This is a genomic window from Metabacillus sp. Hm71 (genome assembly GCF_051842955.2).
Lineage (GTDB): Bacteria > Bacillota > Bacilli > Bacillales > Bacillaceae > Metabacillus.
This window is the reverse complement of record NZ_CM200278.1, coordinates 4,401,195-4,413,861: the sequence shown is the minus strand read 5'-3', so window position 1 is coordinate 4,413,861 and position 12,667 is coordinate 4,401,195. Positions and strand designations below refer to the sequence as shown.

The window sequence follows — 12,667 nt, the reverse complement described above, 5'->3', positions numbered from 1 at the left end:
TGCCTAAAAAATGATGATGGTTTTAGGTACCTTTTCATTTTAATCCTGAACAACAAGATATATAATAAGGATATAATACGTTGTTAAATACAGTCATCAGTTTCAATCTATTGACACACCTTTTTTTCAGGTGTATCTTTATATAAGCGATTTTTCGGTTTCGGGGGGATAAGTTTGATAACAACTTTGGATCATACAATTAAAGAATCGATACAACATGCATTGGAAGAGGCAAAGCAAACGAATCAATCGGTGATCGTTAGCCGAGTACAAGAAGTGGATGCAATTGACCCCCTCCATTTCTTTGCTTCCGGAGAAAATTTATATTTAGGAGAACGTTTCTTTTGGTCGACGCCAACTGCAGATATGACGATGGTTGGACTAGGAAATGAACTCGTGATTGATAACGAAAATCAAACATTTGAACGGTTTCAGAAAATTGAAAAAGAATGGAAACGCTTTAATAAACGGGTCGTTACTGAGAGTCAAAAACAAATTGGGACAGGCCCTTTACTTTTTGGCGGTTTTTCTTTTGATCCGAAAAAGGAAAAAGGTCTGCTTTGGGAAGAATTTTCTGAAGCGAAATTTGTGCTGCCAACCATTATGCTAACGAAATTTCAAAACAAAGCCTATTTGACAATAAATAAAGTGATCACTCCTTTAGATCAATTAGATACATGTATCAGGCATTTCGAACAGTCTTTAGAAAATGAACCACCTTTTATTTATCAAAAAGATTGTGAAAAAGGTAACGAATTCGCTTCGATTGAATTAAAAACAGCTGAGTGGGTAGAAGCGATTGAAAAGGCAACAGCTGATATTCGGGCAAATGAACTTGATAAGGTGGTGCTGGCGAGAGAAGTTCACCTTGAATTTATGAATAAGATTAATCCTTATCAAGTAATTGGAAATCTTCAAAAAGAACAGCCAACGAGTTTTATTTTTGGGTTTGAAAATGGGCTGCATCATTTTATTGGGGCAACTCCGGAAAGATTGGTTAAAAAGCATGAAAACGAAGTTCTTTCAACATGTCTTGCCGGTTCGATAAAAAGGGGAAAAACAAGTGATGATGATGAAATGCTTGGCCGCCAATTACTGCAAGATGAAAAGAACTTAGTTGAGCATGCTATTGTTGTTAAAATGATTAAAGATGCATTTGAAGAGTATTGCTATGAGGTAAAGGCACCTAACGAGCCAGCATTATTGAAAACAAAAAATATTCAACATCTATATACTCCGGTAAAGGGGTTAGCTAAGCAAGGTCATTCTTTGATCTCAATGGTTGAAAAATTACATCCGACTCCAGCATTAGGCGGTTACCCTAAAGAAAAAGCGATCGAAAAAATAAGAGAGCTTGAACCAATGCATAGAGGATGGTATGCCGCACCGATTGGCTGGTTTGATCATGAGGATAATGGTGAATTTGTGGTTGCGATTCGTTCCGGGTTAATTAAAGGGAATCGTGCCGCATTATTTGCTGGTTGTGGAATTGTTGAGGAGTCAAAACCAGAGTCCGAGTACTATGAAACAAAGATTAAATTAAAGCCGATGCTGTCAGCGTTAGGGGGCGCAGATCATGAATGCAATTGACACATTTACACGTTATGTTGCAAGTTTTGTTGATGAAATGGTCAGTTCTGGAGTTGAAATAGCTGTTATCAGCCCAGGATCCCGCTCAACTCCATTAGCGATTTTAATGGCAGAGCATCCGAAGCTCACCTGTTATATAAATATCGACGAAAGATCAGCAGGCTTTTTTGCACTTGGGATTGCCAAGTCTCAAAAAAAGCCTGTTGCCTTGTTATGTACATCAGGAACAGCTGCAGCCAATTACTACCCTGCGATCGTGGAGGCTCATTATGCGAGAGTCCCGCTTCTTGTATTAACGGCAGACAGGCCCCATGAATTAAGAGATGTAGGGGCTCCGCAGGCTATTGATCAGCTGCATATGTATGGCAATTATCCAAAGTGGTTTGTTGATCTTGCCTTACCAGAAGAAAAGCCTGGCATGTTTCGGTATGCTCGAACAGTTGCAGCAAGGGCTGTGGGCATAGCGGTAACAAGTCCTGCTGGAGTGGTCCATTTAAATTTTCCTTTTAGAGAGCCCCTGGTACCTAATATCAGCCTGCCCGACCTATGGAGTCAGCTGGATAATCGAGAAACATATTTACATATCCCTCACACAAGCTCTTATTTAGGTGAAAAAGAGATCGGCACCATTGCTTCAATTATCCAAGGTTCAACAGATGGATTAATTATTTGTGGTGAACATCATGATGACGCAATCATTAAGGAAATTGAAAGGCTGTCCGATCATTTGAAATTTCCTGTTTTGGCAGATCCGCTGTCGCATTTACGTGGTCGGTGCAAGAAGGCTCAGGGGATCATTAGCAGTTATGACTCTCTTTTAAAAGATCCAGTATTGGGAGGGAAGCTTAAACCAAAGGTTGTCATTCGCTTTGGAGCAATGCCTGTTTCTAAACCGCTAATGTTAATGCTTAAAAACAATCCGGAGATTATACAAATTGTAGTTGATCAAGCAGGAATATACAGGGATCCTACTTTAAATGCTTCCTATTTAGCAGCCTGTAATGAAACATTCTTTTGTGAAACCATTTTGAACATGGTTAACGAAAAGCCGGAATCCAGATTCTATCAGGCATGGATCAAAAGTGATAAAGTTTATTGGGACATGATAGACCATTCCATGGAGCAAACTCAAGAGATATTTGAAGGGAAAATTGTATGGGAGCTTCAAAAGCTTTTATCAGAGGGAAGTACACTATTTGTTGGGAATAGCATGCCAATTCGAGATGTCGATACCTTTTTTAAACAGGATCAAAAGGATATTACAATCCTAGCAAACCGCGGAGCAAGTGGAATTGATGGAATTGTGTCAACTGCACTTGGGGTAAGTGCAGGCATAAATCGGCAAACCTATTTACTAATCGGTGATTTATCGTTTTATCATGATTTAAATGGATTACTTGCCGCAACACGTAATCAGCTCGATTTAACGATTTTTCTGATTAATAATGATGGCGGCGGGATTTTTTCATTTTTACCGCAATCAAATGAGGAAAAGCATTTTGAAACGCTGTATGGAACAGCTACTGGTTTAGATTTCTCACATGCAGTAAAGATGTATAATGGAATATATCAAAAGATTGAAAACTGGGATGAATTGCATACGGCTTTTCATGCTATTCAAAAAAATAATGGTCTGAAGGTCATTGAAATTCCGACTGATCGTAAAACCCGTGTCAAATTTCACCGGGATTTGTTAGATCATGTTTCCCAGGAAATAAGAAAAGTGTTGATCCAATGAAAATTAGAGGGATCGAGTACAACGTCGAGGTAAAATCTAAAGGGCAACCGCTTGTGCTGCTGCATGGGTTTACAGGCTCTTCTAGTAATTGGACTTCCATTTTAAATAAAATAAGTGATACAAAATTTATTCTCATTGACATAATTGGTCACGGTCGAACCGAAAGCCCTGAAGATCCAGCAAGGTACAGGACTGAGGAAGCTGTTGAGGATCTCATATCAATTTTAAACAAATTAAATATTGAAAAGGCAAATTTTCTGGGATATTCAATGGGTGGAAGGTTGGCATTATCATTTACGGCAACCTATCCTAATCGTGTAAACAAATTGATTTTAGAGAGCAGTTCACCAGGAATAAAGGATATGAATGAACGAATAAAACGAAAAATATCGGATGAAAAGCTTGCTAGGAGTATAATCAAAAATGGCATGGTTTCCTTTGTCGATTATTGGGAGGACATTCCTCTCTTTTCAACGCAAAAGCGATTGCCTAAAGAGCAAAGAAAGCAAATCCGAGAAAAAAGACTGGAAAATTCCTCTCTCGGGCTGGCCAATAGCTTGATCGGGATGGGGACTGGTGTACAGCCTTCATGGTGGAAAATGCTGCCCTCAATAAAAAATCCAATTCTCCTTGTATGTGGTGAATTAGATCAAAAGTTTTGTGAAATAGCTAATAAGATGAATCAGATGTTCCCCAATTCGACCTTAAACGAAATAAAAGACGCTGGTCATGCAATTCATGTGGAACAACCGCGAATTTTTGGTAAAATAGTAAATGAGTTTTTACTTTCAGCTCGATAAAGATAACAGGAGGTTTACAATATGGCAATTGAATGGATTACAGAACGCCAGTATGATGAGATTATTTATCAAACATATAATGGTATTGCAAAGATCTCAATTAATCGTCCGCATGTACATAATGCATTTACACCTAAAACAGTCATGGAATTAATTGATGCTTTCGCCTATGCACGTGATGATGAAAACATTGGGGTTATTATCCTAACTGGAGAAGGCGGAAAAGCCTTTTGCTCAGGCGGAGACCAAAAGGTTAGAGGACATGGCGGTTATGTTGGAGAAGACCAGATTCCGCGTTTAAATGTTCTTGATTTGCAACGTTTAATCCGTGTTATTCCTAAGCCGGTTATTGCAATGGTTGCGGGATATGCGATTGGCGGCGGTCATGTTTTACATGTTGTATGTGATTTAACAATTGCTGCTGATAATGCAGTATTTGGACAAACCGGCCCTAAAGTCGGAAGCTTTGATGCAGGTTATGGCTCAGGTTATCTGGCAAGAATAGTCGGTCATAAAAAAGCGCGTGAAATTTGGTATCTATGCCGTCAATACAATGCACAAGAAGCATTGGATATGGGGTTAGTTAATACGGTTGTACCTCTTGACCAGTTAGAAGCAGAGACTGTGAAATGGTGTGAGGAAATCCTTGAGAAGAGCCCTACAGCGATTCGTTTCCTAAAAGCAGCCTTTAATGCGGATACGGATGGACTTGCAGGAATTCAACAATTTGCTGGAGATGCAACCTTGCTTTATTATACAACTGATGAAGCTAAAGAAGGCCGTGATGCATTTAAAGAGAAACGTTCTCCAGACTTTAAGCAATTCCCACGTTTCCCTTAATAACAATATGGTTAACAGCTTGATGATCCCCTTTCATCAGGCTGTTTTTATTAAATAGAGGTGAAAAAATGGAACAATACATGCCGAATTGGTTAAAACAGCGTGCTGAATTAACACCGGATCGACTAGCTATAAAAACAGGGAAAGAAGTACTTACATTTAAACAAATACATGAAAGAGTTACCCTTCGCGCACGGCAATTGTCATACATCGGTATGAAAAAGAATCAACATATCGGGATTTTAATGAAGAACAGTATAGATATGGTAGAAACAATCTATGCCGTTATGTCCATTGGTGCGGTTGCTGTTATGTTAAATACGCGACTTACGGAACAAGAATTAGCCTGGCAGGTGGATGATGTAGAGGCATCTTACCTAATTTGCGATCGTAATTTATATGACAAAGTTACCGCAATCCATCATATGAAAATCCTCATTAATGAAGAGCTTAAACAAGTAAATCCACAGGGACAAACTTTTGTTTCTTTTGATGAAGACTTTGCAACAAATCAAGTTGCCACCATTATGTATACCTCTGGGACAACCGGGAATCCAAAGGGAGTCATGCAAACGTATGGTAATCACTGGTCTAGTGCGATTGGCTCTGCATTAAATTTAGGATTGCATGCTGAAGATCGCTGGCTGTTAGCAGTCCCGCTTTTTCACATAAGCGGCTTATCGATTTTAATGCGCAGTGTGATATATGGAATGGGGATAGTGTTACTGGAGCGTTTTGATGCCAAAAATATGAATGATGCTATTATGCATGAGCATGTAACAATCGTTTCGGTTGTTACAACGATGCTTCAACAGATGCTGGAAAAACTGGACAAGCAGCAATATCCGCCATCATTTAGGTGTATGCTCGCCGGAGGTGGTCCGGTACCGAAAAGCATTCTTGAGGAATGTCAAACCCGCAGAATTCCTGTTTATCAAACATATGGAATGACTGAGACAGCTTCACAGATTGTTACATTATCACCAGAGTACAGTATGAAAAAACTTGGCTCAGCCGGAAAACCATTGTTTTCTTGCCAAATTAAAATCGTCAAGGACGGTAAAGAATGTGAAGCACATGAAGAAGGAGAAATCGTTGTAAAAGGCCCCAATATTACAAGAGGCTATTGGAAAAGAAAGGATGCAACGATAAAAGCGATTAAGGATGGCTGGCTGCATACAGGTGATCAAGGGTATATGGATGATGAGGGCTTTTTGTATGTACTAGATCGACGATCAGACCTTATCATTTCAGGTGGTGAAAATATCTATCCCGCTGAGATTGAAGCGATTCTGCTGTCACATCCAAAGGTAAAGGATGCAGGGGTTATTGGTGTTGAAAATCAAAAATGGGGGCAAACTCCATATGGCTTTGTTGCTTCATATGATGAAGCGCTCTCGATACAAGAGCTGCTTGATTACTGTAAAAGCCGCTTAGCACCATATAAAGTACCAACAGGTATCACCATTTTAAAAGAGCTTCCAAGAAATGCTTCAAATAAGCTGCTCCGTCGTAAATTAAAAGAACAAATAAACCAACAAGGAATAAAGCAATGATAATCATACAAACGGTGAAGCTGCACCATATTACGCAAAAGTTAAAATCCCCCTTTACCTCAAGCATTGGCTATGTAAGCGATCGGGAAAGCATTCTAGTGGAAGTAATAGATTCAGACGGAATAAGCGGATGGGGAGAGGTCGTAGCCTTTTCAACGCCTTGGTATACGGAAGAAACAATTAACACCGCTTTTCATTTATTAAAAGATATTTTAATTCCCTTAATCCTAAAACAACCACTCACACATCCTGAACAGCTTCAAGCTGTCTTTAACAAGGTGAAAAGAAACTATATGGCAAAGGCTTCACTTGAAGGAGCAATATGGGATTTATTTGCAAAAAAACAAGGGATTTCTTTAGCAACTGCATTGGGCGGTGAACGGAAAGAAATTGAATGCGGCGTTGTAATCGGCATATCCTCCATCTCTGCAATGACGGAGCAGATTAGTCAATATGTTGAAGAAGGCTATAAGCGATTTAAAGTAAAAATTTCTCCTAAACAGGATATAAAGCTGATTGAAGACATTCGCAAGCAATTTCCAGAATTACCATTAATGGCAGATGCAAATTCTGCTTATTCACTAGCGGATATTGATCGACTGAAAGAGCTGGACCAATTTGGCTTAATGATGATTGAACAACCGCTGGCAGCAGATGATATTATCGATCATGCCAAGCTCCAACAGAAGCTAGCTACGCCAATATGTTTAGACGAAAGCATTGTCACTAGCGAAGATGCGAGAAAAGCAATTGAACTTGGCAGCTGCAGGGTGATCAATATAAAACCAGGTCGAGTCGGCGGTTTGACGGAATCGAAAAAAATACATGATCTTTGTCAATCACACAAAATTCCGGTATGGTGTGGCGGTATGCTTGAAACAAGTATTTCACGAGCCCATAATATCGCACTTGCCTCTCTTGCTAATTTTTCAATTCCAGGTGATATCTCATCCTCTTCAAGGTATTGGGAAGAAGACATGGTGAACCCGGAAATTAAGGCTGTTCATGGCAAGATTGCAGTGCCTAAGGGGAACGGTATTGGTTTTCAGGTAAACAAGGAAATCATAAAAAAATACCGACATTCAAAAACGGTAATAAATAGCTCTTTTTGAGATCAAAAAATATAATTCTCAATTAGTAAAAGTTAAAGTATTTCGTATATGTAAGTATAGAAATTCATTTTTTTTTGTTGGAGTATTTTTTATCTGATCAGTATAATTTTGTTGAAAGAAGTCTTTTAAATAATGAATGAAAAGGTTTCCTTTCTGCTCACTCTTCAAATCCAGTCGTTTGGCTGGATTTTTTTGTTGATAAAAGATGATTGACAATTATGGATATGTACATTATTTTTGTATTAAGGAAACTTTTTTAACCCGATAAATAAAAAGTGCAATAATCTAAAAGAGTGTCATATACTAAAATATTATTAGCGTTAAAAAATTTTTATTTGAAAGTTGCCCTAAGGAAACATTTTTAAGGTTAATTGGAGGAGATAAAGATGAAAAAGTGGTTGGTAAGTATAGCAGCAATAACAGTTATGTGTTTTCTCACAGCTTGCGGAAATGATCAGGTTAATGGTGATGGAAAGGAGAAAATCCAGGTAACAACAACGACAGGTCAAGTTGCTGATGTTGTCAAAAACATTGGTAAAGACAAAGTAGAGGTTGTTTCGTTAATGGGACCTGGAGTTGATCCGCATCTTTATCAAGCTTCACAGGGAGACATCCAAAAATTAAATCAAGCCGATCTTATTTTTTATAATGGCCTTCATTTGGAAGGAAAAATGAATGAAATCTTTGAAAAAATGTCTAATGATAAACAAACGGTTGCAGTAGCTGATTCAATTCCTGAAACGATGTTATTGCGTACAAAAGATTCAAACGCACATGATCCCCATGTTTGGTTTGATATTCAAGCATGGATTCATACGATCGATTCTGTTGAAAAAGAGCTGACGAAGATATCACCAGAGAATGAGTCATTTTTTCAAGAAAATGCACTTGCCTATGAAAAAGAGCTCCAAGAATTGGATCAATATGCGAAAGAACAAATTGCAACCATTCCTGAAGAAAGCAGGGTTCTAGTAACAGCACATGATGCATTTGGCTATTTTGGCCATGCATATGGACTTGAGGTAATGGGCTTACAAGGATTAAGCACAGATTCTGAATATGGTCTAAAGGATGTTCAAGGTTTAGTAGATATATTGGTTGAAAGAAACATAAAAGCGGTCTTTATCGAAAGCAGTATCTCAGAAAAGTCAATTCAAGCCGTTGTCGAGGGAGCTAAAAAGCAAAAGCATGAAGTGGTGATAGGCGGTGAACTCTTCTCTGATGCAATGGGTGAGGAAGGAACCGAAGAAGGAACATATGCAGGCATGTTTAAGCACAATGTTGATACAATCGTTTCAGCGTTAAAATAAGGCTTTGTCTAAGTTTAAGAAAGCATTACTTTATGTACTTAGTTTTGGTGTCTAGCTCCAGCGCCTAGCCCCTCTAGGGTCTAGTCACTCATGAATTGAAGGCAAAGAACGCCTTCTATTCATGAGCGTCTTATTTGCCCAAGGCTGAACAAGGCGATTACGCTTTTCTTATAATAACTACTTAGTATGAACAAACTGCCAAAATAAAACAAGGTTGGTGTTAAAGAATGATTCCTGTTCAAGTTGAAAATTTAACCATTGCTTACCATCATAAGCCGGTGCTTCAAGAAGTAAGCTTTGAAGTGCCTGAAGGAAAACTAATTGGCATTATTGGTCCGAACGGTGCGGGAAAATCAACTCTAATTAAAGGAATTTTAGGGTTAATTACAACTGCATCAGGTGAAGTCCAAATTTTTGGTGAGCCATATAAAAAGCAGCGCAAGCGTGTTGGTTATGTTCCTCAACGCGGCTCTGTTGATTGGGATTTTCCAACAAATGCATTGGATGTTGTGTTAATGGGCAGATACGGCCATATTGGCTGGTTTAGGCGGCCACGTAAAAAGGATGTAGAGATGGCAAAGGAATGTCTCGATAAAGTGGGGATGCTTGAGTATGCAAACCGGCAAATCAGTGAGCTTTCTGGAGGGCAGCAGCAACGTGTTTTCCTGGCAAGAGCCCTTGCACAAGAAGCAGATGTCTATTTTATGGATGAACCCTTTGTTGGTGTTGATGCTGCAACAGAAAAAGCGATTATCGCCTTGCTTACTGAACTTAAAGCAAATGGTAAAACCGTGCTGGTTGTTCATCATGACTTACAAACGGTTGAGGAGTATTTTGATTGGGTGCTTCTATTAAACATGCGAAAAATCGCATATGGACCTACAAAGGAAACCTTTACGATTGAAAACTTACAAAAAACATATGGTGGAAAGCTAACTTTTTTGCAAGACCGATCTATGTTGGTTGTGGGGAAGGGAAAGGGGTGAAATGATATGCTTGAAGCGATACTTAACCAGCTTCAAAACCCTAATACACAATGGGTATTAATTGGCACAATGTTGCTTGGGATAGCAAGCGGTGTTGTCGGAAGCTTTACTTTGCTTAAAAAACAAAGCTTAATAGGGGATGCGATGGCCCATTCAGCATTACCAGGTGTTTGTATAGCGTTTCTTTTGTATGGGTCTAAGTCGTTAATTTGGTTTTTAGTAGGTGCTGCCATTGCCGGTTTAATTTCAGCCTTTTTTATTCAAGGAATTATTCAGCACTCACGTATCAAGGAAGACTCGGCTTTAGGAATTATTATTTCTGTCTTTTTTGGATTTGGAATTGTTCTTTTAACCTATATACAGCATAATGGCGCGGGAAACCAAAGCGGATTGGATGATTTCATTTTCGGCCAGGCAGCATCAATGGTTTCTTCAGATGTTCAGCTAATCGCAGTTATTGCACTGATTCTGCTTTTCATAACAGTGCTATTTTATAAGGAATTTAAAATATTGACCTTTGATCCCCAGTTTGCAAAAGGACTTGGGCTGCCTGTTCCATTTATTAATGGCTTGCTGCTTTTGCTTATTGTTTGCTCTGTCGTAATTGGCCTTCAGACAGTCGGGGTAGTTTTAATGGCAGCCATGCTTATCACTCCAGCTATAAGTGCAAGGTATTGGACCGATAAATTAAGCCATATGATGATCATTTCCGGAATTATTGGCGGTTTTTCGGGTGTGACTGGTACTATGTTAAGCACAATCACTGAAGGGATGGCAACTGGTCCGCTTATTATTATTGCAGCAACAGTATTGTTTCTCGTCTCACTCATCTTCGCACCGAAACGAGGGTTACTTTCAAAGGTGTTAAAACGAATCACTTTGCGGAAAAGAACAGCGATTGAACATTTGTTATTAAGTTTTTATGAAATTGCCGAAGAGGGAAATCTTGAAAGGATTACAGAAGGTGAGCTTCTAAAAAGAAGAAGAATATCAAAGCGGCTATTTCATTATGCAATACAGGTATTGAAAAGAAATGAACAGATTGCGCAAACAGGTGAACAATCATGGAAGCTAACTGATAAAGGAATTGAGAAGGGCTATGAGCTTGTCCTAAAACAAAGATTATATGACATGTATCTAATGCATGAGATGGAATTTGCATATTTAGAGCTCGAATCAAAGGATGATCTAAATCTTGCCAGAATTTCTTCAGAAGCAAGGACTCAGCTCTTGTCCTTATTACAAGTACATCAGCGTGTACCATTGCTGCTTCCGAAATCTGCAGCTTACAGTGACAAGGGGATGATAATGAGTGACATATGATATGTGGATTATCGTTACAGGTTCATTAGTTGGGATAACATGTGCAATGGTCGGCTGCTTTTTGGTTTTACGCAAGATGGCAATGTTGGCTGATGCGATTTCACATACTGTATTATTAGGAATTGTAGGAGGTTTTTTAGTAAGTCAGAGCTTGGATGGCCCCTCGTTACTGATTGGAGCTGTTGTTGTTGGTCTGTTAACGGCCCTGCTTGTGCAAGTGTTAAGCGGAAAGGGCGTACAGGCAGATGCTGCCATTGGGGTTGTTTTTACATCGCTTTTTGCCATTGGTGTCATTCTCTTATCGGTCTTTGCGGGAAATATCCACTTAGATGTAGATCATGCGTTAATGGGAGAAATCACCTTTATTCCTTGGGATACGGTTGTATGGAACGGAATGGAATTAGGTCCGAAGGCTGTCTGGCTTTTATCCTTTGTATTTCTGGTCAATCTGCTCATTATTTTCTTATTATATAAGGAGTTCAAAATTAGCACATTCGACCCTGCCTTAGCTGCAGCGATTGGAATTCCTGTTTTGTTTATCCATTATTTGCAAATGGGCATGCTTTCCATTACCACAGTAGCTTCTTTTGACAGTGTTGGTGCGATTTTAGTCGTTGCGATGCTGATTGTGCCGGCTTCGGCAGCTTATCTGTTAACAGATAAGCTGTTAGCAATGCTAATTATCAGTGCAGGCATTGGTGTATTCTCAGCGATTAGCGGTTATTACATGGCAACCTTGTTAAATGTCTCCATTTCAGGTGCAATGGCAACTTCAACAGGGATCGTGTTTGGGCTTGCATTTTTCTTTTCACCAAAGCATGGGCTGCTTGCAAAAAAACGAGCACAGCAAAAGCTTTCAATGAATGGAAGAGGCTGATCAAAAATCAGCCTCAATGGTTTTTTGTTTTGCTATTCCATTAACCCATACTCGATTGCGCGATCAGCTACAAGCTCATCCACATCATGTGGAAGGTTATCCAATGATCCAAACTCATAATCCCATAGGTTGGTAAAGGAATCAACGAACATTGGAAATGATTCAGCACTTGAGTTTTTCACCTCATTACGAAATGAATTAAGTAAGCTTTCCTTCAACATGATTACCCCCTTAGGATTTTCTCCTAGTAGTTTGTGAAAAATGAGAAAAAATATGTAACTTCATGAATAAAAATGAAAATCATTATCAATAATACAATTGAAAGGAACAAGCAGTTGCAGCTGCTTGTCCCGTTCTTGATCATCAATCTTAAAGGTCAGATGGTTTAAATGTTTTGCAATCTGTTTCTTCACTGTTGTCAGCTTTTTTACCAGCATGACTGACTACATAGATTGCATCAGCACTGCATTTATTTCCCTTTGCCCAGTATTGACAGTTGTTTACTTCACAAAGTACGTCTTGTGCCATTGTTATT

Annotated in this window: 12 protein-coding genes; 10 read left to right on the top strand and 2 right to left on the bottom strand. The window is 39.0% G+C overall.

Annotated features, from left to right (window positions below):
- The first annotated feature begins 174 nt into the window (after window positions 1–174).
- The 10 genes from ACSVDH_RS21840 (at window position 175) to ACSVDH_RS21795 (ending at window position 12,132) form a co-directional block, all read left to right on the top strand.
- Entirely contained in the window at window positions 175–1,590 is a 1,416-nt protein-coding gene (locus ACSVDH_RS21840; protein WP_439249808.1) for an isochorismate synthase, read from the top strand.
- A complete protein-coding gene (menD, locus tag ACSVDH_RS21835) occupies window positions 1,577–3,328 on the top strand; it encodes a 2-succinyl-5-enolpyruvyl-6-hydroxy-3-cyclohexene-1-carboxylic-acid synthase (RefSeq protein WP_299094370.1) in 1,752 nt (583 codons plus the stop codon). The genes ACSVDH_RS21840 and menD overlap by 14 nt, the downstream gene beginning before the upstream one ends.
- Entirely contained in the window at window positions 3,325–4,128 is an 804-nt protein-coding gene (gene menH, locus ACSVDH_RS21830) for a 2-succinyl-6-hydroxy-2,4-cyclohexadiene-1-carboxylate synthase (RefSeq protein WP_439249809.1), read from the top strand. Before menD ends, menH begins: the two co-directional genes overlap by 4 nt.
- A 21-nt stretch (window positions 4,129–4,149) precedes the next feature.
- Window positions 4,150–4,968 (top strand): 1,4-dihydroxy-2-naphthoyl-CoA synthase, encoded by an 819-nt coding sequence (gene menB, locus ACSVDH_RS21825; protein WP_299094368.1) that lies wholly within the window; start codon window positions 4,150–4,152, stop codon window positions 4,966–4,968.
- Window positions 4,969–5,036: 68 nt separating this feature from the next.
- Window positions 5,037–6,524, top strand: a complete 1,488-nt coding sequence (locus ACSVDH_RS21820; protein ID WP_439249810.1) for an o-succinylbenzoate--CoA ligase — start codon at window positions 5,037–5,039, stop codon at window positions 6,522–6,524.
- Entirely contained in the window at window positions 6,521–7,636 is a 1,116-nt protein-coding gene (gene menC / locus ACSVDH_RS21815) for an o-succinylbenzoate synthase (protein WP_439249811.1), read from the top strand. The genes ACSVDH_RS21820 and menC overlap by 4 nt, the downstream gene beginning before the upstream one ends.
- A 386-nt stretch (window positions 7,637–8,022) precedes the next feature.
- On the top strand, window positions 8,023–8,946 hold the full coding sequence (locus ACSVDH_RS21810; RefSeq protein WP_439249812.1) for a metal ABC transporter solute-binding protein, Zn/Mn family: 924 nt from the start codon (window positions 8,023–8,025) through the stop codon (window positions 8,944–8,946).
- 227 nt (window positions 8,947–9,173) lie between these two features.
- Window positions 9,174–9,932 carry a metal ABC transporter ATP-binding protein gene (locus ACSVDH_RS21805; RefSeq protein ID WP_439249814.1) on the top strand — a complete coding sequence of 253 codons (759 nt, stop codon included), beginning with the start codon at window positions 9,174–9,176 and terminating at the stop codon, window positions 9,930–9,932.
- Window positions 9,933–9,938: 6 nt separating this feature from the next.
- Complete coding sequence (locus tag ACSVDH_RS21800; RefSeq protein ID WP_439249815.1) at window positions 9,939–11,255, top strand: metal ABC transporter permease; 1,317 nt, start codon at window positions 9,939–9,941, stop codon at window positions 11,253–11,255.
- Window positions 11,245–12,132, top strand: coding sequence for a metal ABC transporter permease (locus ACSVDH_RS21795; protein ID WP_439249816.1), 888 nt, complete (start codon window positions 11,245–11,247; stop codon window positions 12,130–12,132). The genes ACSVDH_RS21800 and ACSVDH_RS21795 overlap by 11 nt, the downstream gene beginning before the upstream one ends.
- Window positions 12,133–12,164: 32 nt before the next feature.
- Here ACSVDH_RS21795 and ACSVDH_RS21790 read toward each other — a convergent pair whose 3' ends face one another.
- Complete coding sequence (locus tag ACSVDH_RS21790; protein WP_299095482.1) at window positions 12,165–12,353, bottom strand: hypothetical protein; 189 nt, start codon at window positions 12,351–12,353, stop codon at window positions 12,165–12,167.
- A 148-nt stretch (window positions 12,354–12,501) separates the two neighbouring features.
- Entirely contained in the window at window positions 12,502–12,660 is a 159-nt protein-coding gene (locus ACSVDH_RS21785; RefSeq protein ID WP_439249818.1) for a DUF1540 domain-containing protein, read from the bottom strand.
- Window positions 12,661–12,667 lie beyond the last annotated feature (7 nt).